The sequence below is a fragment of the Pseudonocardia sp. CA-107938 genome (assembly GCF_050936315.1).
Lineage (GTDB): Bacteria > Actinomycetota > Actinomycetes > Mycobacteriales > Pseudonocardiaceae > Pseudonocardia.
The window spans coordinates 3,079,185-3,100,343 of record NZ_JBNJNA010000001.1 but is presented as its reverse complement, the minus strand read 5'-3'; the positions used below and the strand labels follow the sequence as shown (position 1 = coordinate 3,100,343).

The 21,159-nt window shown below is 73.4% G+C and carries 24 protein-coding genes; 16 read left to right on the top strand and 8 right to left on the bottom strand.

Features of this window, described 5'->3' with window-relative positions; all coding sequences use genetic code 11:
- Positions 1-9 precede the first annotated feature (9 nt).
- Positions 10-765: a GntR family transcriptional regulator gene (locus tag ACQEVB_RS15450; protein ID WP_432971006.1), complete on the bottom strand. Its 756-nt coding sequence runs from the start codon at positions 763-765 to the stop codon at positions 10-12.
- A 193-nt stretch (positions 766-958) separates the two neighbouring features.
- On the opposite strand from ACQEVB_RS15450, the gene ACQEVB_RS15445 reads away from it, so the two are divergent.
- Together ACQEVB_RS15445 and ACQEVB_RS15440 are read left to right on the top strand one after the other, a co-directional pair.
- Positions 959-1,348: a VOC family protein gene (locus ACQEVB_RS15445; RefSeq protein ID WP_432971003.1), complete on the top strand. Its 390-nt coding sequence runs from the start codon at positions 959-961 to the stop codon at positions 1,346-1,348.
- Positions 1,349-1,394: 46 nt separating this feature from the next.
- The gene (locus ACQEVB_RS15440) at positions 1,395-1,700 is read left to right on the top strand and encodes a PadR family transcriptional regulator (RefSeq protein WP_432971000.1); all 306 of its coding nucleotides are present in this window, start codon (positions 1,395-1,397) and stop codon (positions 1,698-1,700) included.
- An 84-nt stretch (positions 1,701-1,784) separates the two neighbouring features.
- Here the strand turns inward: ACQEVB_RS15440 and ACQEVB_RS15435 are convergent, their stop codons facing one another.
- Positions 1,785-2,111 (bottom strand): DUF6223 family protein, encoded by a 327-nt coding sequence (locus ACQEVB_RS15435; RefSeq protein WP_432970997.1) that lies wholly within the window; start codon positions 2,109-2,111, stop codon positions 1,785-1,787.
- Positions 2,112-2,305: 194 nt separating this feature from the next.
- On the opposite strand from ACQEVB_RS15435, the gene ACQEVB_RS15430 reads away from it, so the two are divergent.
- Entirely contained in the window at positions 2,306-3,457 is a 1,152-nt protein-coding gene (locus ACQEVB_RS15430) for a sensor histidine kinase (RefSeq protein ID WP_432970994.1), read from the top strand.
- 7 nt (positions 3,458-3,464) lie between these two features.
- The gene (locus ACQEVB_RS15425; protein ID WP_432970991.1) at positions 3,465-4,145 is read left to right on the top strand and encodes a response regulator; all 681 of its coding nucleotides are present in this window, start codon (positions 3,465-3,467) and stop codon (positions 4,143-4,145) included.
- 3 nt (positions 4,146-4,148) lie between these two features.
- On the opposite strand, the gene ACQEVB_RS15420 is transcribed toward ACQEVB_RS15425, so the two are convergent.
- Positions 4,149-4,757 carry a dihydrofolate reductase family protein gene (locus tag ACQEVB_RS15420; RefSeq protein WP_432970988.1) on the bottom strand — a complete coding sequence of 203 codons (609 nt, stop codon included), beginning with the start codon at positions 4,755-4,757 and terminating at the stop codon, positions 4,149-4,151.
- A gap of 159 nt (positions 4,758-4,916) precedes the next feature.
- Between ACQEVB_RS15420 and ACQEVB_RS15415 the strand changes: the two genes are divergently transcribed.
- The 7 genes from ACQEVB_RS15415 to ACQEVB_RS15385 all read left to right on the top strand — a co-directional run bounded on the left by ACQEVB_RS15415 (position 4,917) and on the right by ACQEVB_RS15385 (position 11,719).
- Positions 4,917-7,514 (top strand): helix-turn-helix transcriptional regulator, encoded by a 2,598-nt coding sequence (locus tag ACQEVB_RS15415; RefSeq protein ID WP_432970985.1) that lies wholly within the window; start codon positions 4,917-4,919, stop codon positions 7,512-7,514.
- Positions 7,515-7,518: 4 nt separating this feature from the next.
- On the top strand, positions 7,519-8,040 hold the full coding sequence (locus tag ACQEVB_RS15410) for a hypothetical protein (protein ID WP_432970982.1): 522 nt from the start codon (positions 7,519-7,521) through the stop codon (positions 8,038-8,040).
- 4 nt (positions 8,041-8,044) lie between these two features.
- Entirely contained in the window at positions 8,045-8,734 is a 690-nt protein-coding gene (locus tag ACQEVB_RS15405) for a FadR/GntR family transcriptional regulator (protein ID WP_432970979.1), read from the top strand.
- Positions 8,735-9,496 carry an IclR family transcriptional regulator gene (locus ACQEVB_RS15400; protein WP_432970976.1) on the top strand — a complete coding sequence of 254 codons (762 nt, stop codon included), beginning with the start codon at positions 8,735-8,737 and terminating at the stop codon, positions 9,494-9,496.
- A gap of 80 nt (positions 9,497-9,576) precedes the next feature.
- On the top strand, positions 9,577-10,608 hold the full coding sequence (locus tag ACQEVB_RS15395; protein ID WP_432970973.1) for a Rieske 2Fe-2S domain-containing protein: 1,032 nt from the start codon (positions 9,577-9,579) through the stop codon (positions 10,606-10,608).
- A complete protein-coding gene (locus ACQEVB_RS15390) occupies positions 10,605-10,763 on the top strand; it encodes a hypothetical protein (RefSeq protein WP_432970970.1) in 159 nt (52 codons plus the stop codon). Before ACQEVB_RS15395 ends, ACQEVB_RS15390 begins: the two co-directional genes overlap by 4 nt.
- A gap of 14 nt (positions 10,764-10,777) precedes the next feature.
- Positions 10,778-11,719, top strand: a complete 942-nt coding sequence (locus ACQEVB_RS15385; RefSeq protein WP_432970967.1) for a PDR/VanB family oxidoreductase — start codon at positions 10,778-10,780, stop codon at positions 11,717-11,719.
- Positions 11,720-11,722: 3 nt separating this feature from the next.
- Here the strand turns inward: ACQEVB_RS15385 and ACQEVB_RS15380 are convergent, their stop codons facing one another.
- Genes ACQEVB_RS15380 through ACQEVB_RS15370 form a run of 3 tightly spaced genes read right to left on the bottom strand, consistent with a single transcriptional unit; the run spans position 11,723 to position 14,677 of the window.
- Positions 11,723-12,931, bottom strand: coding sequence for an acyl-CoA dehydrogenase family protein (locus tag ACQEVB_RS15380; RefSeq protein ID WP_432970964.1), 1,209 nt, complete (start codon positions 12,929-12,931; stop codon positions 11,723-11,725).
- Positions 12,931-13,644 carry an SDR family NAD(P)-dependent oxidoreductase gene (locus ACQEVB_RS15375; protein ID WP_432970961.1) on the bottom strand — a complete coding sequence of 238 codons (714 nt, stop codon included), beginning with the start codon at positions 13,642-13,644 and terminating at the stop codon, positions 12,931-12,933. The genes ACQEVB_RS15380 and ACQEVB_RS15375 overlap by 1 nt, the downstream gene beginning before the upstream one ends.
- 52 nt (positions 13,645-13,696) lie before the next feature.
- Positions 13,697-14,677 carry a helix-turn-helix domain-containing protein gene (locus ACQEVB_RS15370; RefSeq protein WP_432970958.1) on the bottom strand — a complete coding sequence of 327 codons (981 nt, stop codon included), beginning with the start codon at positions 14,675-14,677 and terminating at the stop codon, positions 13,697-13,699.
- 133 nt (positions 14,678-14,810) lie between these two features.
- On the opposite strand from ACQEVB_RS15370, the gene ACQEVB_RS15365 reads away from it, so the two are divergent.
- A complete protein-coding gene (locus ACQEVB_RS15365) occupies positions 14,811-15,287 on the top strand; it encodes a MarR family transcriptional regulator (RefSeq protein WP_432970955.1) in 477 nt (158 codons plus the stop codon).
- A 4-nt stretch (positions 15,288-15,291) separates the two neighbouring features.
- Here ACQEVB_RS15365 and ACQEVB_RS15360 read toward each other — a convergent pair whose 3' ends face one another.
- The gene (locus ACQEVB_RS15360; protein WP_432970952.1) at positions 15,292-16,137 is read right to left on the bottom strand and encodes an alpha/beta fold hydrolase; all 846 of its coding nucleotides are present in this window, start codon (positions 16,135-16,137) and stop codon (positions 15,292-15,294) included.
- 20 nt (positions 16,138-16,157) lie between these two features.
- Entirely contained in the window at positions 16,158-16,919 is a 762-nt protein-coding gene (locus ACQEVB_RS15355) for a PIG-L deacetylase family protein (protein ID WP_432970949.1), read from the bottom strand.
- A 162-nt stretch (positions 16,920-17,081) separates the two neighbouring features.
- Between ACQEVB_RS15355 and ACQEVB_RS15350 the strand changes: the two genes are divergently transcribed.
- The 4 genes from ACQEVB_RS15350 (at position 17,082) to ACQEVB_RS15335 (ending at position 21,159) form a co-directional block, all read left to right on the top strand.
- Positions 17,082-18,113: a LacI family DNA-binding transcriptional regulator gene (locus ACQEVB_RS15350; RefSeq protein ID WP_432970946.1), complete on the top strand. Its 1,032-nt coding sequence runs from the start codon at positions 17,082-17,084 to the stop codon at positions 18,111-18,113.
- 88 nt (positions 18,114-18,201) lie between these two features.
- Positions 18,202-19,425, top strand: a complete 1,224-nt coding sequence (locus ACQEVB_RS15345) for a sugar ABC transporter substrate-binding protein (RefSeq protein WP_432970943.1) — start codon at positions 18,202-18,204, stop codon at positions 19,423-19,425.
- Positions 19,418-20,359: a carbohydrate ABC transporter permease gene (locus tag ACQEVB_RS15340; protein ID WP_432970940.1), complete on the top strand. Its 942-nt coding sequence runs from the start codon at positions 19,418-19,420 to the stop codon at positions 20,357-20,359. Before ACQEVB_RS15345 ends, ACQEVB_RS15340 begins: the two co-directional genes overlap by 8 nt.
- A complete protein-coding gene (locus ACQEVB_RS15335; RefSeq protein WP_432970937.1) occupies positions 20,356-21,159 on the top strand; it encodes a carbohydrate ABC transporter permease in 804 nt (267 codons plus the stop codon). Before ACQEVB_RS15340 ends, ACQEVB_RS15335 begins: the two co-directional genes overlap by 4 nt.

Here is a 21,159-nt window from a genome sequence, read left to right as displayed (position 1 = left end):
CCCGAGGGGTCAGTCGGTGCGGGGACGGGCCCGGCCGCGCGGGTCGCGTCTGGGTTCGGGCAACAGCTCGACCGTGAGCGTGAAGTCGTCGCCCCGGTAGATCGACTCGCCGTACTCGACGACCTGGCCGGAGCGGTCCCGGACGACCGTGCGCACCCGGAAGCAAGGCTGGGCGGTCGTGATGCCCAGCAGCGCGGCGGAGCGCTCGTCCGGCATGGCGGCCTCGACGTTGGCCACCCCGGCGATGATGTGGATGCCGTAGTGGTCGGCGAGGCGGGCGTACCACGAGCCCTCGAGGTCCTCCTCGGTCATGCCGGGGACCAGCGCTTCCGGTACGTGGTTCGTCTCCACCGCCAGCGGCACGCCGTCCCCCAGGCGCAGCCGCACGAACCGGATCACCGGTTCGCCCTCCGGCATCCGCAGCTGCCGGGCCAGCGTCGTCGTGGCCCGGACGCGCCGCAGCGACAGCGTCTCGCTCGACGCCTTCACCCCGCGGCGGGTCATCTCCTCGGTGAACGAGGCGACCGTGAGGTGGCGCGGCGTCCGCGGCCTGCTCGTGAAGGTGCCCTGCCGTTGCCGGCGTTCGAGCAGGCCGTCGAGCACCAGGCCGTCGACCGCCTTCCGCAGCGTCATGCGCGCGACCCCCCAGCGGCGGGCGAGGTCCCGTTCGGCGGGGATCCGCTCCCCCGTGCCCACTTCCTGGATCAGGTCCAGCAGGCGGGCCCGGGTCTCCCCGACCCGATCGGTCAGCGCGATCGGTGCCACGTGCTCACCCCCTCGTGCGGTCGGCGGTGCCGGCACGGTAACCGCGTCGAGGGGCGTGCAGGTAGACCACCGAGCCGATCGGGGTGGACCACGAGAACCTTGCTCCGCAGGTCATCGGCATGATCTGGCGAGCCCTGGTCTACTGCGATCCGAAGGACTGGACCCCTGTATCGGATCTCGATATCGTGGTCCGATGTCGTCAACCGATAACACTGTTGCGGTCCGCTACCTCGTCGACGACGTGGCGGCCGCGGTCTCCTTCTACGTCGAGCACCTCGGCTTCGAGGTCGAGATGGACCGGTCCCCCGGGTTCGCCGCCCTGCGCCGCGGCGCGCTGCGGCTGCTGGTGAACGCGCCCGGCGGGCCCGGCGGGGCGTCCCAGGCGATGCCCGACGGATCCCGTCCGGAGCCGGGCGGCTGGAACCGCTTCCAGATCGAGGTCGCCGACCTCGGCGCCGAGGTCGAGCGGCTGCGGGCGGCCGGCGTCGCCTTCCGCAACGAGATCGTCGCGGGCCGCGGCGGCGCGCAGATCCTGGCCGAGGACCCGTCGGGCAACCTGGTCGAGCTGTTCGAACCCGCCTGACCGGTAGTGTCGGAACCGATATCGGCTGGGCAACCGGGGAGGGTCGGTGCGGGAGTTCCAACGCGGCGCGGTGCGGATGCACATCCTCCACCACGCGGCCGAGGACGGCGTGCACGGCGCGTGGCTCACCGAGGAGCTGGGCCGGCACGGCTACCGGATCAGCCCCGGCACCCTCTACCCGACCCTGCACCGCCTGGAGTCGGACGGCCTGCTGGTCTCCGAGCAGCAGCTCGTCGACGGCCGCACGCGCCGGGTCTACCGCGCCACGGACGCCGGCCGCCAGGCGTTGGCCGAGGACCGCGCGGCGCTGCGCGAGCTGGCCCGAGAGCTCCTCGGCCTGGACGTGCCCTGACGGCTCGACCTCACACACCTCTGGGCCCCTTCACACACGTCCGAACGTGTGTGAACGGGCCCAACCGTGTGTGACGTCGTCGGGTCAGCCGCGCCGCACGAACCGGCGCGACCGGACCAGGGACACCCCGCCGAGCAGGGCGCCGGCGGCACCGAGCACCACCGCGATGACGGCGCCGGCGAGGCCGTTCCCGGTGCCGAGGCCGCCTGCGGCGTTCGCCCCGTGCACTCCACCGACGAGCACGCTGACCAGGCCCAGCGCGATCGCGGCGACGCCGCCGCGGCCGGACGAGCGGACCGCCCGCACCGCCACGACGACGCCGATGAGCCCCACCACCGCGGCGATGGTCGGGACGGTCCGTCCGACGCCGATCTCGTAACCGGCGAGCGCGAGTGCGGAACTGGTGAGCATCGGATCTCCTTCGCAAGAGGGGCAGGTGCGATGCCGAGGATCACCGGCGCGGGTCCGTCTCCGCGTCGGGCGAGGGTCGCGTTCTCGCGCTACCCCGTCGCGCCGACGTCAGCCGGCGGTCGTAGCGCGCCTACATCCGCTGCGGTACCCACCGGGTGGATGACCGCGAGCCGGGTCGCATCCACGATGGAGCGGTGAACGTCGTCGATGCCCGGCCGCCGGACCTGCGGGACGCGGCGCTGGGCGCCGTCGTCATGGCCGCGCTGCTGGCCGCCGGGGTGGCGGAGCTGGGGCCGGTGACGGCGCAGGGCCGGCTCGACGCGGTGGCGGTCGTCATCGCGGCGGCCATCGGTGGGGCGGCCGCGCTGCGGCGCCGCTTCCCCGTCTCCACGCTCGTCGCGTTCAACGCGGGCGTGTTCGCGTGGTTCGCCGGCGGGTACCCCGGATCGCTCGTGCTGCTCGGCCCGCTGCTGGGCTGCTACACCCTCGCCGTCCGCCGCGGGTGGGTGTGGGCGCTGGCCGGGGCGGTCCCGACCGCGGTGCTGCAGGTCCTCGCCGTCCGGCTGGTGCTCGGCGACACGCGCACGGCCGGCGTCGTCCCGATCTGGGTGCTGCTGGTGGCGACGGCGGCCAGTGCGGGCGCCGCTGTCGGCTACTACCGCGCGGCGCTGGCGACCGCCCGCGCCCAGCTCGCCCGCGAGGCCGAGCTCCGCGAGGAGCGCGCAACATCGTTGCTGGTCGGCGAGCGGTTGCGCATCGCGCAGGAGCTGCACGACATCATCGGCCACGCGATGGCCACCGTCAGCGTGCAGGCCGGCGTCGCCCTCCACGTCCTCGACCGCCAGCCGAACCAGGCCCGGGAGACCCTCGAGGCCATCAAGGCCATCTGCGACGAGAGCCTCGACGACGTCCGCTCGACGCTCGGAGTGCTGCGCACCGGCGACGCGCCGCGCGAGCCGCGCGGTCGCCTCCCGCAGCTCGCCGAGCTCGTGGCCACCGTGGAGGACGCCGGTCTCCACGTCGAGCTGCGCGTCGACGGCGAGGAACGGCCGCTGCCCACGCCCGTCGACCTCGCCGTCTACCGGATCATCCAGGAGGCGCTCACCAACGTCCTGCGGCACGCGCACGCCAGCACCGTCTGGCTGACGGTGACGCACGAGCCGGACCGGGTGCTCGTCCACGTCCGCGACGACGGCACCGCGCCACCGGGCGACCGGTCGTCCGGGCACGGCATCAGCGGGATGCGCGAACGCGCCCGCGCGTTCTCCGGCCGACTCGCCGCCGCGGCCCACCCGGACGGCGGGTTCGAGGTCCGCGCCGAGCTGCCCCTGCCCGCTCGTCGATGATGCGTCCATGACCGACGCCGTCCGGGTCCTCATCGCCGACGACGAGGCACTGATCAGGGCCGGCTTCCGGGTCCTCGTGGACGGCGAACCCGACCTCACCGTCGTCGGCGAGGCGGCGGACGGCCACACCGCGCTCGAGCTGACCCGGCGGACCCGGCCGGACGTCGTCCTCATGGACATCCGCATGCCCGGCATCGACGGCCTCGCGGCCACCCGGCACATCGCCGCCGACCCGGAGCTGGCCGGAGTCCACGTCCTGATCCTGACGACGTTCGACCACGACGAGTACGTCGTCGAGGCGCTCGCCGCCGGCGCGGCCGGCTTCCTGATCAAGAACACCGAGCCGCGCCAGCTCCTCAACGGGATCCGGCTCGTCGCCGGCGGCGAGGCGCTGCTCTCCCCCGGCCTCACCCGCCGGCTCGTCGCGAAGCTCGCCGACCGCGGCACCGAACCGAGGCTCGACCCGCACGCGCTGCGCCAGCTCACCGCCCGCGAACGGGAGATCGTCGGGCTCGTCGCGCACGGGCTGAGCAACACCGAGATCGCCGACGCCCTCACCATCAGCCACGCGACGACGAAGACCCACGTCAGCCGGGCGATGACGAAGCTGGGCGCGCGGGACCGCGCCCAGCTCGTCGCCTTCGCCTACCGGCACCGGCTCGTCGCCCCGCCGGAGCCGGAGGGGTGATGGTCAGCCGCGCACCCGGTCGTAAAGCAGGCAGATGGCGCCGGACTCGGCCGTCGTCACGTCGACGAGGGTCCAGTCGCTGCTCGGCATGCCGTCGGTGAACAACGGGGCACCGCCGCCGGCGACGCTGGGGCAGAGGGTGATCGAGAGGCGGTCGACCTCGTCGGCGTCGAGGAGGGCGCGGATGACGCTGCTGCTGGCCAGCACGATGATGTCGCCACCGTCCTGCGTGCGGAGCTGGGCGACCTCCTTCGCCGGGTCGGCGTCGGTGATCCGCGAGTTCTCCCACGGGGACTCGGTCAGCGTGCGGGAGAAGACGACCTTCTCGGTGCCGTTCAGCCACGCGGAGAAGGCGCGGTCGCGCGGGTCGGCGTTCTCGTCCGCGGCGACGGCCGGCCAGAAGCCGCCGAAGCCCTCGAAGTTCTTGCGCCCCAGCAGCGCGGTCGTGGCCGAGCCGGTGACGCGGATCATGTGGTCGCGGGCGGCGTCGGAGATGGCGTGGGGGACGACCCAGCCCATGTCGTAGTCCCCGCCCTTGCCGTTGACGCGGCCGTCGAGCGACAGCGAGATGTTGGCGACGACGCGGCGGGCGGGGTGCTGGTCGGTGCTCATCGGAATCTCCTTTGTGCTGGTGGCGCCCCTGCGGCGCCTGATGGGACAAATGCTGTCGGCCGGCGGGCCCGACTACACCTGCCAGGTGGCAGAGATGTGGTGGCAGAGATCCGGAGGTGGCCGGGTCTGCCAGGAGGAGCCGCATGCCAGGATCGGCCGGTGACGAGCGCACCTCCGGCCGAGCTCTCGACGTTCGTCGGGCGCGCGGAGGAGCTCGCCGCGGTCACGGCCGAGGTGCGGCGCGGCGGGCTCGTCACGCTCGTCGGGCCGGGCGGGATCGGCAAGACCCGGCTCGCCGTCCGCGCGGCGGCCGGCTACGAGTCCGGGGCCGTGCACTGGTTCGACCTGCAGGCCGTGCAGGCGGGCGCGCTCCTCGGCACCGTCCAGGACGCCTTGGGGACGGTCGTCGCGCCGGGCGTCGAGCCGGCGACGGCCATCGCCACCGGTCTCGGCGCCGATCCCGCGCTGCTGGTGCTGGACAACTGCGAGCACCTGCTCGACGACCTCGCGCCGCTCGTGGCGCGGATCCGCGACCGCTGCCCGGCCGTCACGATCCTCGCGACGAGCCGCGCGCCGCTGGAGGTGGCGGGCGAGCGCGTGTGGCGGGTGCCGCCGCTCGTGCTCGCCGACGCCCTCGCGCTCTTCCTCGACCGGATCGCCGGGCCGGGTCGCACCGCGCCCGAGGTCGCCAGGGCCCGACGGGTCTGCGACCAGCTCGACCGCCTCCCGCTCGCGCTCGAGCTCGCCGCCGGCTGGGCCGAGACGCTCTCATTGGAGCAGATCAGCGCGGCGCTGGAGCAGGGCACGCTCGCACTGGCCGGCGGCGACCGCACCGCGCCGTTCCGCCAGCGGTCGCTCGCAGCGTCCATGCAGTGGAGCCACGACCTGCTCGACGCGCCCGAGCAGCGGCTGCTGCGCCGGCTCGCGGTGTTCGCGCCCGGCTTCGACGCCGACGCGGTCGCCGCGCTCGCGAGCGCCGCCGGGCAGCCCGTCCCGGAGGCGCTGCTGGCGCTGCGGCGGCTGATCGCGACCTCGCTGGTCGTCGCCGACACCCACGGCGCCGTCGCCACCTACCGGCTGCTCGCGACGATCCAGGAGTTCGCGCTCGCCAAGCTCGTCGAATCCGGTGAGGCCGATGCGGTGCGCGCGCACCACCTGGCCGTCCACCTCGACCGGGCGGACGCGCGCGCCGCACTCGTCGCCACCGACATGGACGACTGGCGGGCCGCGACGCGCGCCGACTACCCGAACGCCCGTGCCGCCGTCGACTGGGGCCTGACCAGCGCCGACCCTGCTCCGGCCCGCCGGCTGGCCGTCCGGCTGGCCCCCTTCTGGGAGACCCACGGCGAGGACGGGCTGCGGCTGCTCGACCGGGCCATCGCGCTCGGCGACGGCACCGACCCGGTGCTGGACGCCGAGTGTCTCGTCGCGCACGGGCTGGTGGCGATGACCGCACTTCCCACCGGCACCGGCGTCGAGGCGGCCGCCGCAGCGCTGGAGGCGGCCGAGCGCAGCGGCGCGACCGCGGTGACGCCGCTGGCCCGCCTGCTGTTCGCGAACGCGCTGCTGTTCGTCGACCCGCCGCATGCCCGCACCGTCGCCGAGGAGGCGCTGGCCGAGGCGAGCGCAGCTGGTGACGGGTTCGTCGTCGACACCTGCCGCTTCCTGATCGGGCTGCTCGCCGGCATGGCCGACGACCACCCCACCGCCGTCGCCCACCTCGCGCCCGCGACGTCGCAGCTGCTCGCCCACGGCCATCGCGGCGTCGCGTCGACGGGGGCTGCGGTGCTGGCCCGCTCTGCGGCCGCGCTCGGCGACCTGGCCGCGGCCGTGGAGCACGCGCGTGCCTCCGTGACCGCGGCCGAGCCGCTGCACGAGCTGCACCGGATCGGGATCGCGCAGACGGTGCTCAGCGAGGTCCTGCTGCTCGTCGGGGACGTGGCGGCCGCTACCGCGGCCACCGACCGGCTCGACGCGCTCGCCACCGCAGACGCGGCACACCCGGTGTTCGTGCCCGGTCGCGAGCTCACGCACGCGCGGCTCGCGCTCGCCACCGGCCGGCCCGCAGAGGCCGTCGAGTGGTGCCGCCTGGGCGGGCGGTGGCGCGGCGCCGGATGCGACGCCGAACTGGACCCGATCACGCGCACACTCCTGCTCACCGCCCTGCGCCGGGCCGGTGACACCGCAGCCGCGCAGGCGCTCGCACCGACCCTCACCGCGGAGGGCGTGCCGCCGTCCGCGCGCGCGAGCGCCACCGCCGAGCAGGCGCACCTGGCCGAGGCGGACCAGGCGCTCGCCCTGCACCACGAGGCCCTGCGGATCCGCCACCAGCACGGACTCGTCCTCGACTGCGTCGACAGCCTGGAAGCGCTCGCCCCGCTCGTGGCCGAGCCCACCGCGACCGTCCTGCGCGCCGCGGCCGCTCGAGCCCGCGAGGAGACCGGCTACCGGCTCGGCGCCCCGGCCGACCCGCCACCCGTCGAGGGTCCGGTGCCGACCCTCGACGAGGCGGTCGAGCTGGCGCAACGGGCCCGCGGTCCGCGCCGGCGACCCGCATCGGGCTGGGAGTCGCTCACCCCCACCGAGCGCAGCGTCGTCCAGCTCGCCGCGCAGGGTCTCACCAACCCCGAGATCGGCACCCGCCTCTACATCGGCCGCGGCACGGTCAAGACCCACCTCGCGCACGTCTACGCGAAGCTCGGCGTCGCCAACCGCACCGAGCTGGCCCGATACGCCGCCTCCCTCCCCGAGGGGTAGCGCCGTGCTCACCGTGCGGATGAACGAGCCGGCGATCGAGGCAGGCCTGCGGCACCCCGTGCGCGCGGCGGAACTGGCGCCCGACCTGCGCGCGCTGGTGGACGAAGGTGTTGTCCGGCACGGCACGGCACTGGCCTTCGCCCGGGATGCCGCGCAGACGCTCCCGCCGTTCCCCGGCGAGGCGGACCTGACCGGATGGGAGTGCGAGACGAGCTCCGTCCACCTCGACGACGCGGTGCCCGTCCACGTCGGGTCGTCGGACGGCGAGCCGGTGATCAGCGAGGCGGACCAGGTCCTGATGCTGCGCCACGGGTGGGCGCTCGCACTGGAGGTCGTCCGGCTCGTCCGCGCCATGCCCGAACCGGTCGCGGTGCGCTGCATCGTCAGCGCGAGCAGCACGAACGGCACGTTCCGGTTCCACCGCGACCGGCCGCGCGAGTCGTGGCTCGCTCGGGACATCGACGCCTACCGGCTGGAGAAGTTGATCGTCGTCGACAGCCGCCCACCGCGCCCGGGTGGAGGATGAGCGGGTGCCGGTCACCGACGAAGCCATCGAGAAGCTCAAGGCGATGATCATGTCCGGCGAGCTGCGTCCGGGCGACCGGCTCCCGCGCGAGGCCGACCTCGCGGCTCGGCTGGGGCTGTCGCGCAGCTCGCTGCGCGAGGCCGTGAAGGCACTCTCCCTCATCCACGTGCTCGACGTGCGGCAGGGCGACGGCACCTACGTGACGAGCCTCGACCCGGACCTGCTCCTCGACACGATCAGCTTCGTCATCGACTTCCACCGCGACGACACGGTGCTGCACTTCCTGGAGGTGCGCCGCATCCTCGAACCCGCCGCGACCGCGCTGGCGGCGGTCGCGATGACCGACGAGGAGATCGACGGGTTGCGGGCCGTGCTCGCCGAGCTGCCCCCGGACCCCGACGTCGAGGCGCTGGTGGCGAACGACCTGGAGTTCCACCGGCGGATCGCGGCGGGCAGCGGCAACCCGGTGCTGTGCTCGTTGATCGACGGGCTGTCCGGGCCCACCACGCGGGCACGGATCTGGCGCGGCATCACGCAGGAGGACGCCGTCGCCCGCACGATCGAGCAGCACGCCGCGATCTGCGACGCGATCGCGGCGCGGCAGCCCGAGATCGCCCGCTCGTGGGCGACGGTGCACATCGCCGGCGTCGAGGGCTGGCTGCGCAGCGCCCTCCTGGACGCGCCGGATCGCTAGGTGGCGCGGCGCGGGCACCCGACCGGGCCGACCGGGCCCGTGGTGGCGCGCGCGCTCACGATCCTGGACTGCTTCACCGCGGAGCGCCGCGCGCTGCGGCTGAGCCAGCTGGCCACGATCAGCGGCATGCCGCTCTCGACCGCGCACCGGATCGTCGGGGAGCTGGTGGCGTGGGGCGCGCTGGAACGCGCCGAGGACGGCACCTACCGGATCGGGCTGCGGCTGTGGGAGCTGGGCAGCCTCGCCCCCCGCGGGCAGGGCCTGCGCGAGCGGGCGCTGCCGTTCCTGGAGGACCTCTCCCAGATCACCCGGGAGAACGTGCAGCTCGCGGTGCGGGAGGGCACGGAGGTGGTGTTCGTCGAGCGGATCGCCGGCACCGGCGCCGTCCCCGTGCTGACGCGGGTCGGCGGCCGGTTCGCGCTCACCGCCACCGGCGTCGGGCTGGTGCTGCTCGCCCACGCCCCCGTCGAGGTGCAGGACGAGGTGCTGGGCGGGCACATCGAGCGGTACACCGAGCTGACCGTGACCGATCCGGCCCGGCTGCGGGCCATGCTCGCCGACGTGCGCACCAACGGGTTCTCCATCAGCGACCGGCAGGTGACGACGGACTCGCTGTCGGTCGGCGCCCCCGTCCACGACCACCGCGGGCAGGTCGTGGCCGCCGTGTCGCTGGTCGTGCGGCACGGGTCGGTGTCGGCGCACGCGCTGGCCCCGCTGGTCCGCACCAGCGCACGGGCGATCAGCCGAGCACTCGTCGACTGAACCTTCCATTTTCCGGAAGTTCGGTTCAGCGGATCACGGTCGTGTCCGCATCCTCTGACGACCGGATCGAGGAGGACCCGATGAGCAGCGCCATCCCGCGCAACCAGTGGTACGTCGCGGCGTACTCGGCCGAGATCGAGCACGAGCTGTTCGGCCGCACCATCTGCAGCGAACCGATCCTGTTCTGGCGCACCGCGGCCGGCACGGTCGTCGCCCACTCCGACCGCTGCGTGCACCGCCGGTTCCCGCTCTCGCAGGCCCCGTCCCGGCTCGTCGACGGCAACGTCGTGTGCGGCTACCACGGCTTCACCTACGGCGAGGACGGCCGGTGCGTCGCCGTGCCGGGCCAGACCCGGGTGCCGCGCACCGCGCGGCTGACCCCGTACCCCGTGGTGGAGCAGGACTCGCTGGTCTGGGTGTGGATCGGCGACCCCGAGCTGGCCGACGCGTCGCGCATCCCGCGCGCCCCGTACCTGGACGCGGCCGGCTGGACGACGGTCCGTGGACTGGAGCCGCTGGCCGCCCGGTTCTCGCTGCTGGTCGACAACCTGCTCGACCTCTCCCACGAGACCTACCTGCACGGCGGCTACATCGGCACCCCCGAGGTCGCCTCCACCCCGATCACCACCGAGGTCGACGACGACGCCGGCATCGTCTACGTCTCGCGGCACATGGACGACGCCGAGTGCCCGCCGTTCTACGCGAAGTCCACCGGCCTCACCGGCCGCATCGCCCGCTGGCAGGACATCGAGTACACGCCGCCGTGCCTGTACAAGCTGCACAGCCGCATCGCCCCCATCGGGTCCGTGCCGAACCCCGACGGCACCGATCCCGACGCGTTCCACGTCGAGGTCGTGTACGCGATCACCCCCGAGACCGAGCACTCCACGCACGACTTCTGGATGGTCGCCCGCGACTTCGCGCTCGACGACGACGGCGTCTCGGCGTTCCTGGCCGACAGCAACCGGACCGTCGTGCTGCAGGACGTCGAGGCCCTCGACGTTCTGGAGCAGGTGATCCAGCGCGAGCCCGCGGGCTACCAGGAGCTGTCGATCAACATCGACACCGGCGGCCTGGCCGCCCGCCGCATGCTGGCCCGGATGGCGCCGTGACCGCGCCCATGCTGTCCGGCGAGCGCGTGTACCGCATCCACTGGGTGCTGGGCACCGACCGGCTGCGCGCGGTCTGCCACTGCGGCGCCGAGCGCGAGTTCGAGGAGCCCGTGCAGCTCTGGGAGTGGTTGCTCGCCCACCCCGACCACCGCTGACCCGAGGAGGACCGATGCCCGATCTCGAACTGGTGGTGGAGAAGAAGGAGCCGATCGCCGACGGCGTCGTGCTGCTCACCCTGCGCCGCGCCGACGGCTCCGACGCGCCGGAATGGGAGCCGGGTGCGCACCTCGACCTGGTCCTCACCGACGAGCTGACCCGCCAGTACTCGCTGTGCGGCGACCCGGCCGAACGGGCCGTGCTGCAGGTCGCCGTGCTGCGCGAGCCGGCAGGGCGCGGCGGCTCCGCGCACGTCCACGACGTGCTCGCCGAGGGGGACACCGTGCCCGTGCGCGGGCCGCGCAACCACTTCGCCCTGGTCCCGGCACCGCGGTACCTGTTCGTCGCGGGCGGGATCGGGATCACCCCGATCCTGCCGATGATCGAGCAGGCGGAGGCGTCCGGTGCGGAGTGGCGGCTCGTCTACGGCGGACGCACGCGCGCCTCGATGGCCTTCCGCGACCAGCTGGAGCAGCGCTACCCGGGCCGGGTCGCCGTGCACCCGATGGACGAGGTCGGCCTGCTCGACCTGCCCGCCGTCCTCGACGAGCCGCAGCCCACCGCGGTCTACTGCTGCGGGCCGGAGGGCCTGCTCGCCGCCGTCGAGGACGAGTGCCGCCGCCGGCCGCACCTCGACCTCCACGTGGAGCGCTTCGCCCCCAAGCCCGACGCGGCAGCCGGCCCGCGCGACTCGTTCGAGGTGGAGCTGGCCGCCTCCGGCACGACGCTGACGGTGCCGGCGGACCGGTCGATCCTCGAGGTCGTCGAGGACTCCGGCGTGGCCGTGCTGTCGTCCTGCCGGGAAGGGACGTGCGGCACCTGCGAGACCGCGGTCCTGGACGGGGTGCCCGACCACCGGGACTCCCTGCTCACCGACGAGGAGCGGGCGGCGGGCGACACGATGATGATCTGCGTGTCCCGCTCCTGCTCCGCGCGCCTGGTGCTCGACCTCTGACCGTCAGGGGCCGGCCATCGTGCACCACGGGTCGTAGTCGGGGTCGGCCAGCATCGCCTGCAGCCGGCGGCGGCGGAAGCCGATGTTGCCGCCACTGAACAGCGGGTACGCCAGCGCGTCCTGCAGCAGGCCGGCGAACGGCAGGTGGTGGCCGTAGGAGTCGACGCCGACGACGCGCATGAGGTCCACCAGCGACTGCACGGCCGTCTCCGAGCCGAAGACCTTGGCGTGCACGGACAGCTCCTCCGCGCCCGGCGACCCGCTGTCCACCGCGGCGCACGCCCGCAGCGTCAGCGCGCGGACGGCCTCGATGCGCGTCTTCACGTCGGCGAGCAGGAACCCGACGCCCTGGTGCTCGACGACGGGCACCGGCCCGCCGCGGCGATCCGTGCGGGCGAACCGCAGCGCGGCGTCGAAGGCTGCGCGCAGGACGCCGGCCGCGCACGCCCCGACCAGCGCCCCGCCGAACGCCGCCGAGACGATGCCGAGCCCGTCGCCCACCTCGCCGATCAGGTTCTCGCCGGGCACCTGCACGCCGGCGAGCGTGAACCGGGGCAGCAGGTGCGCGCGGTGCCCGAGCGGGTCGAGCAGCTCCGTCACCTGGAGGCCGTCGATCGGGCCCGGCACGATCAGCACCGCCAGCGACGTGCGCGGATCCGGGCCTGTCCGGCAGACCACCGTCATCAGGTCCGGGCCCGTCCCGTCCCAGCCGGTCGCGTGCGACACCCACTGCTTCTCCCCGTCGACGACCCAGCCGTCGCCCTGCCGGCGCGCCGTCGTGCGCAGGCCGTCCGGCTCGGCGAGGTTCGCCGTGCCGCCGGGTTCGGTCAGCGCCAGCGACGCGATCGGCGTCCCGCTCGTCGCGAGGAACGGCGGGAGGAACCGGTCGCGCTGGGCCGCATTCCCCGCCCGCAGCAGCGGGGTGAGCCCGAGTCCCGTCGAGAACAGGTGCAGCGCGACGCTCGGATCGCCCGCCACCAGCTCCTCGGCCAGCACCGCCGTCGACGACGCGCCCGTGCCGTCCCCACCCAGCGCCTGCGGGATCAGCCGGCGCAGGAACCCGGCCTCCACCAGCTGCCGGTAGAACGGCCGGGTCGCGCGGTACCGCTCGGTGGCGGTCGGCAGCGGGTCGGTCACCTCGCGCACGTGGCTGAGCACGTCACCCGCGAACTCCCGCGCCCGGGCCCGCAGGTCCTCCATCACAGCCGTCATCAGTGCCCCGCGCCCTGCCCGCCGTCGACGTGCAGGGTCTCGCCGGTCACGAACGCAGCCGACTCCAGGTAGAGCACGGCCTGCACGATCTCGTCGATCTCGCCCATGCGGCCCATCGGGTGCAGCGGCGCGAACGCCGGATGAGCCTCGACGGGGTGCATCGGGGTCTTGATGATCCCCGGGGAGACTGCGTTCACGCGCACCCCGCGGCCGGCGCACTCGATGGCGAGCGAGCGCGTCGCCGCGTCGAGACCACCCTTGGTGAGCGACGCGAGGACCGACGGCACCGCGCTGAGCGCGTGGTCGACCAGCGACGTCGTGATCGTCACGACGTGCCCGGAGCCCTGGTCCAGCATCGTCGCCACGGCGCGGCGGGTGATCCGGAACCAGCCGCCCAGGTTCAGCCCGACGATCGCCGCGAAGTCGTCGTCGCTGTGCAGGGGGAAGGGCTTGGCGATGAAGATCCCGGCGTTGTTGACCAGCGCGTCGACCCGGCCGAAGCGCTCCAGCGCCGCGTCGACGACCCGTTCGGCCGTCGCCGGGTCGGCGAGGTCACCGGCGACGGTGTGCACCTGCGGGTCGTCGGACGCGCCGATGGACCGGGAGGTGGCGACGACGGCGTAGCCGAGCTTGCGGTACCCCTCGACGACGCCGGCGCCGATGCCGCGCGACGCCCCGGTGACGATCGCGACCTTGGTCGAGCTGGTGGTCATGACACACTCCTCCTCAGTACACAGTGGACGGTTCTCGACGAGACGGCGGCGTTCAGCCGGCAGCGGTGCGCGGGCCGCCGCGCTCCCAGTGGCCGCCGCGGCGGATCTCGCTCGCGGTCATGCCGAACTCCGCCTTCAGCGCCCGGCTCAGGTGCCCCGTGTCGGGCATCCCCCAGCCGGCCGCGATGGCGCCGACCGTGCGCCCGCGCAGCGACTCGTCGGCGAGGTCGCGACCGATGCGTTCCAGCCGCTGCCGGCGGATCCAGGCCGACAGCGTGACGCCCGTCGGCGCGAGCACCTTGTGCAGGTACCGCACCGAGACGCCCAGCGCCCGCCCGGCCGACTCGACGGTCAACCCGGGGTCGGACAGGTGCGCCAGGCAGTGCGCGCGCACGCGGTCGACCAGCTCCGCGCCCGCGTCCGGCGGCGCGATGTCGACCAGCTCGGCGAGCACCAGCGACACGATCGCGTCCGCGAGGTACTCCTTGCTGCTGCTCGCGTCACCCGCCGTGCAGCCGGCGATCTTCGTGGCGAGGGCAGCGAACAGTGTGCCGACGACGTCGCGCGGCCCGTGGTCGGTCCCGACGGCGATGGCGGTTCGCACGGCCAGCGCGTCGGCGTGCGAGCCGAGCGCGGCGACCGGCACCGACACCAGCACCGCCTCGTAGGGCTCCCAGTACGTCACCTCGTACGGGCGGGAGGTCACGTAGTTGACCAGGTCGCCGGGGCCGAGCAGGCAGCGGCGCCCGTCCTGGGCCACCGACGACGTGCCGGAGCGCTGCAGCGACACGGTCAGGAACGCCGGATCGGACGCCCGGATCAGATCCGCCCCGCGCGTCACCACGCAGGGGCTGCCGCTCAGCACCGACACCCGCACGTCCCCGGCCATCGCGGAGCTCATCGCGCTGCGGAACGTCCCGTCGCCGAGCGGGCGCACCCGCACCGCCGCGAACGTGGGCGCGACGAGCGCGGCGAACCGGCCGTGATCGGCCGTCTCCCCCACGGCGACCAGCGACGCACGGTGCGCACCCATCCGCCACCTCCCGTCTCCGCAGTGCGTCGACTGTAAGGCGCGCCACACCCGCGCGGCCGCCACTGCGTGCACCGGGAGCAGCCAGATCGTGCACTGCCACCACCACCCACAACCCCGGTTGTAGTGTCGACGCGTGCCCGTTCCCGACGACCAGCTCGACTTCGCCGTCGTGGCCCAGCTCGCCGGGCTCGCCCTCACCGAGCGCGCGCTCGACGGGCTGCGCCGGCGCGGGCACCCGACGTTGCGGGTCAGCCACGGTTACGTGTTCCAGCACCTCGTCGAAGGGTCGGTGACGATCGGGGAGCTGGCCGCGCGGCTCGGCGTCACGCAGCAGGCCGCGTCCAAGGTGACGGCCGAGCTGGAGGACGACGGCTACGTCCGCCGCGCGGCCGACGCCGATGACCGGCGGGTGCGCCGCGTCGAGCTCACCGAGCGGGGCCGGGACGCCGTCCGCGACGCGCGGGAGGTCCGGGCGGAGCTGGTCGACCAGCTCGCGGCGGCGCTCGGCGCGGAGCAGGTCGAGGACGCGCGGCACACCCTCCTCGCCGCGCTGGACGTCCTCGGCGCGACGGATGCGGTCCGCAACCGGCGGGTCCGGCCCGTCCCGTAGCGGGTCAGCCGGCGACGAGCCGGGCGATCTCCGCGGCCACCAGCTCCGGGTCGTCGAGGTGCACGAGGTGGCCGGTCTCGGCGACCACGGTGCGCGCCTGCGGGGCGAGCGCTGCGAACGCCGCGGACTGGTGCTGCAGGTGGAACGCCCGGAACTCGTCCGGCGTCATGCCGAGCGGGCGGGTGGCGGCCTCCGGGTAGGCGGCCGCGGTGATCACTCCGACCGGGACCGTGCGGAACACCGCGGCGTCCCGGGTCGCCACCGCGTGCTCCCGGAACGCGGCGTACGCGTGCAGCTCGGCGCGGTTGGCGAGCCAGTACCGGGGGTTGGCCTGGTCGGCCACGATCGCCTTCCGCTGCTCGGGCTCGAATCGGGCGAACTCCCGCTCCACCCGCCGCACGGCGGCCGGGAGCCGGGCGAGGCCGGTCGCCGCGATGCCCGCGTTGACGAGCATCAGCCATGGGCCCAGCGCGTCGAGCCGCCGTGCCCGCTCGGGCAGCCCGTCCAGCTCGTTCTCGGTCGCGCTGTCGACGAACAGCAGCGCGCCGACGCGCCGCGGCCGGGCCGCCGCCAGCGCGCGGATCAGGAACCCGCCGAACGAGTGCCCGACCAGCACCACCGGTCCCGGCTCGCAGTGCGCCAGCACCTCGTCGAGATCGGCGAGGTGGGCCGGCACGTCGAACCGGCCGCGCCGGGCCGGGCTCCGACCGAGCCCGCGCCGGTCGTAGGTCACCACCGACGTCGTCGCGGCCACCAGCCGCGGCACGTCGCCCCAGTACGCGCTGTGGTGGCCGAGCCCCGCCTCGAGCAGGACGGTCGGCGCACCTGATCCCCGACGTTCGACGTGCACGGGGTCGATCGTGCCAGGTGTCAGCCCGGGACCTCGTCGGTCGAGAACGGTGCCTGCAGGTCGTGGGCGCGGAACAGCACGGCGTGCTCGACGCCCATGAGCTTGCCGCTCATGGCGGCGAACATCGGGATGAACTCCGCGGGCGCGGGGTGGTTCGGGAGGGCGGCGAGGTAGGCGGCGTGCGCCTCGAGCGAGGCCACCCCGCGCCGCAGCGGCTCGCCCGTGACGTCGACGCCGTGGGTGGAGTTCTCACCGAGACCGGGGACGAGGTACCAGCGCGGCGAGTGCGGGGCGAGGCCCTCGTCGTCGATCTGCTCGGGGAAGACCCACCGGTTGCCGGCGTCGCGCAGCGCGTCGAGCGTGGCGAGGCCGGCCGCGCGGTGGTCGGCCTGGTCGAAGCCGTACGGCGTCTCGACCTCGTAGCTGACGCCCAGCACGACGTCGGGCTGGAACCGGCGGATCTCGCGGCAGATGTCGCGGCGCAGGTCCAGGCCGTAGACGAGCACGCCGTCCGGGTGGTCGAGGACGGTGAGGTGCTCGACGCCGACGACCGCGCAGGCGGCCTGCTGCTCGGCGAGCCGCAACCGGGCCGTCTCCTCCGGCGGGTTCGGCATGCCGGCCTCGCCACGGGTGAGCAGCAGGTAGCCGACCTCGATGCCGCGGTCGGTCCAGCGCGCGACGGCGGCCGACGTGCCGTACTCCATGTCGTCGGGGTGCGCGACCACGCAGAGCACGCGCCGGAAGGATTCCTCAGGAAGGGCGGGCAAGGTCATGCGCGTCATCCTGCACCGCAGGGTCGGCTTCTGCGGGCGCCGATGGCGTCGATCAACGGCGTGAGAGCGGCGCGGCCGGACTCCACCACGAGCGCGAATTCCGTCATTGCGCGCGACACGGCGAACCTCTATCGTCCTCGCAGTCGATACGCATCGACGCGGAGGCGGCCAATGGTGACCAGCAGGGACGTAGCTCGCGTCGCGGGCGTCTCCCAGAGCACCGTCTCCTACGTGATGAGCGGCCGGCGCCCCATCTCGGAGGAGACCCGCCGGCGTGTCGAAGCTGCCATCGAGGAGCTGACCTACCAGCCCAACGCCGGCGCCCGCGCCCTCGCGAGCCAGCGCACGCAGGTCGTCGGGCTCGTCGTTCCGTTCGAGCCGAACGACGACACGAAGGGCCTGCTGCCCTTCATCGAGACGATCGCGGCGTGCGCCCGCGAGCAGGACCACGACGTCCTGCTCGTCACCGCGGACGAGGGCGCCGCCGGGCTGCAGCGCCTCGCCCGGCGGTCGCTGTGCGACGCGATCGTCATGATGGACATCGGCGCCGTCGACGAGCGCATCCCGGTCGCCCGGTCGCTCGGCGTGCCCGTGATCCTGATCGGCGTGCCCGACGACCCGACCGGGCTGCACTGCGTCGACGTCGACTTCGTCGAGTCCGGCCGGATCGCGGCCACCGAGCTCGCCGCCTGCGGCCACGACCGCATCGTGGTCATCGGGCACTCCCCCGCGACCGTGGCCCGGCGCGTCAACTACGTGGGACGGTTCCAGCGGGGCGTCGAGGCGGCGGCAGCCGAGCTCGGCCTGCCCTGCCACCTCGTCGCGCCCGTCGAGCCGGGCCGGGACGGCGCCCGGGTGGCCGTCGACGCCGCCCTCGCCGCAGGCGGGCCGCAGCCGGGCATCGTCGTGCCCAACACGGTCGCCATCCAGTACGTGCTGCACGAGCTCCAGCAGCGCGACCTCGTGCCGGGACGGGACCTCTCGGTGATCGGGATCTGCCCGGACATGACGGCCGACGCCATGTTCCCGCAGGTCAGCAATGTTTCGTTGGAACCTCGCGACGTCTCCCGGCGGGCGATGCAGACCCTGTTCGGGCTGCTCGACCGTGAGGGAACGCCACCCGAGGCGAGCGTGGAGCTGGTCCAGCCCCGGTTGACCAGACGCTCGACCACGCTGCCACACCCAGCACAGCCCCAACCCTGACCGTCCCGTCGCGTCCGCGGCGGTATCGCACACGAATCATCGATACGTATCGACGATACGCATCGACAACACAGCGAGAGGACCGGAGATGGCTCGACGACGAGCAGTACTGGCCACCGCACTGGCGGCAGCCGCGGCGATCGGCTTGACCGCGTGCGGCGGCGGCGGTGGCGCCGCGGCGGGCGGCGGCCCGGTCACGAGCCTCCGGGTGCTCGACTACTACAACAACGAGCCCGACAAGACCGTCTACGCGCAGAAGCTCGACGAGTGCGGCGCGCAGAACGGCGTCAAGATCGAGCGCGAGGTCGTGCCGGGGTCGTCGTTGATCGCGAAGGTGCTGCAGCAGGCGTCGTCCAAGACGCTCCCCGACGTGCTGATGCTCGACAACCCCGACCTGCAGCAGATCGCCGCGACCGGCGCGCTGTCGCCCGTCGGCGACTACGGGCTCAACGCCGACGGCTACGCGCCCGGCATCGTCGCGGCCTCGACCTACGAGGGCAAGCTCTACGGGCTGCAGCCGATCACCAACACGATCGGCCTGTTCTACAACAAGGACGTCCTGGCGCAGGCCGGCGTGCAGCCGCCCAAGACGTGGGACGAGCTGAAGGACGCCGCGAAGAAGCTCACCTCGGGCAACCGCTACGGCATCGCCTTCACCGCGAAGGCCGACTACGAGGGCACCTGGCAGTTCCTGCCCTTCATGTGGACCGCAGGCGGCGACGAGAAGGACATCGCCACCCCGCAGACCGCGCAGGCCCTGCAGCTGTGGGTCGACCTGGTCAACTCGGGATCGGCGTCCAAGTCCGTCGTGACGTGGGGTCAGGCCGACGTCAACGAGCAGTTCATGGCGGGCAACGCAGCCATGATGATCAACGGGCCGTGGCAGTTCCCGAAGCTCGCCACGAACCCCTCGGTGCACTACGACGTCGTCCCGATCCCCGGCCCGCAGGCCGGCGCCACGCCCGTCGCCCCGCTCGGCGGGGAGACCTGGACGATCCCGCGCACCGGCAACAAGGACCGGCAGGCGAAGGCCGCCAAGATCGTCGAGTGCCTGAACACGGACGCCAACCAGATGGCGCTCGCCACCACGCGCAGCACCGTTCCGACGAAGTCCGCGCTCATCCCGCAGTTCGTCGCGAAGCAGCCGAACATGGCCGCGTTCTCCACCGCCGTGCAGACGGCCCGGGCCCGCACCGGTGAGCTCGGCCCCGAGTGGCCCAAGGCCGCGACGCGCATCTACACCGCCGTCCAGAAGGCGCTGACCGGCGGGGCAGCGCCGCTCGACGCCCTGCAACAGGCGCAGAATGGCTGAAGGTATGTCGCTCGCGCTGCCGCGGCAGACCACCACGTCATCGTGGTGGTCACCGCGGCGGCGTGAGCGGCTGCTCCAGCTCGCCTTCCTCGTCCCGGCCGTGCTCTACCTCGTGGCGTTCTTCGGCTACCCGCTGGCCCAGAACATCGTGATGGGGTTCCAGGAGTACACGACGGCCACGTTCTACACCGGCGAGGCGCCGTGGGTCGGCTTCGCCAACTACGTCGGCATCGCCTCGTCAGGGGTCTTCGGCACGGCGGTGCTGAACACGGCGCTGTTCACGATCGGCTCGATCGCCGGCCAGTTCAGCATCGGGCTGGCGATCGCGTTGTTCTTCCGCCGCCGGTTCCCCCTCTCGGGGACGTTGCGCGCGCTCCTGCTGCTGCCGTGGCTGATCCCGCTGATCGTCTCCGGCGCGGTGTGGCGCTGGATCCTCGACCAGGACAACGGCGTGCTCAACACCACGCTCGGCGGCCTGCTCGGCGGCATCCACCCGGGCTGGCTGACCAGCACGTCGATCGCGCTGGTGGCGGTGATCATGGTGAACATCTGGATCGGGATCCCCTTCAACACCACGATCCTCTACAGCGGACTGCAGGACATCCCGGACGAGCTCTACGAGGCTGCTTCGCTCGACGGCGCCACGGGCTGGCGAGCGTTCCGCCACGTCACCTGGCCGCTGCTGCGGCCCGTGGTGACGGTCGTGCTCGTGCTCGGCGTGGTCTACACGCTGAAGGTGCTGGACATCATCCTCGGCCTGACCGGAGGCGGTCCGGCGAACGCGACGCAGACGCTCGCGACGCAGTCCTACCACCTGTCGTTCGTGGAGTTCGACTTCGGACAAGGAGCCGCGATGGGCAACGTCCTCATCGCCATCTCGTTCCTGTTCGCCCTGCTCTACCTGCGGGCCGCACGTCGGGCGGACGCGTCATGAGCCGCAGCTGGGGCAACACCGCGATCGGGATCGTGCTGCTCGCGGTGATGCTGTTCCCCGTCTACTGGATGGTGAACGTGTCGCTGCAGCCCAGCGGCTCCGCGGTGGCCACGCCGCTCGTCCCGGTCGACGTCAGCTTCCAGGGCTACGTGACCGCGCTGAGCCAGCAGGGCGAGCACCTGGTGACCAGCCTCGTCGTGGCCGCGGGCACCGTGGTGTTCAGCCTGCTCGTCGCGGCCCCCGCGGCCTACGCGCTGGCGCACTTCAAGGTCCGCGGTGCCGACGTCATCCTGTTCGCCATCCTGATCAGCCAGATGGTGCCCGGCATCGTCGTCGCGAACGCGCTGTACAGCGCCTACACCGAGCTGGGGCTGCTCAACTCCGTGGGCGGGCTGATCCTGGCCGACTCCACGCACGGCATCCCGTTCGCGATCCTCGTGATGCGCGCGTTCATGGGCGCGCTCCCGTCCGAGGTGGTCGAGGCTGCGCGCGTCGACGGTGCCGGGCAGATCCGCACGTTCGTGTCGGTCGTGCTGCCGATGAGCCGCAACGCGCTGATCACGGCCGCGCTGTTCAGCTTCCTGTTCACGTGGAGCGACTTCCTCTTCGCCCTCACCCTCACCACCACCGAGGACGTCCGGCCCGTGACGTTGGGTCTGTTCACCTACATCGGGACCTACGTCCAGGACTGGAGCGCCGTCATGGCGACCGCGGTGCTCGCCTCCGTCCCCGCGTTCGTGCTGCTGCTGGTCGCGCAGCGCTTCGTGTCCGCTGGAGTCACCAGCGGCTCCGTCAAGTGA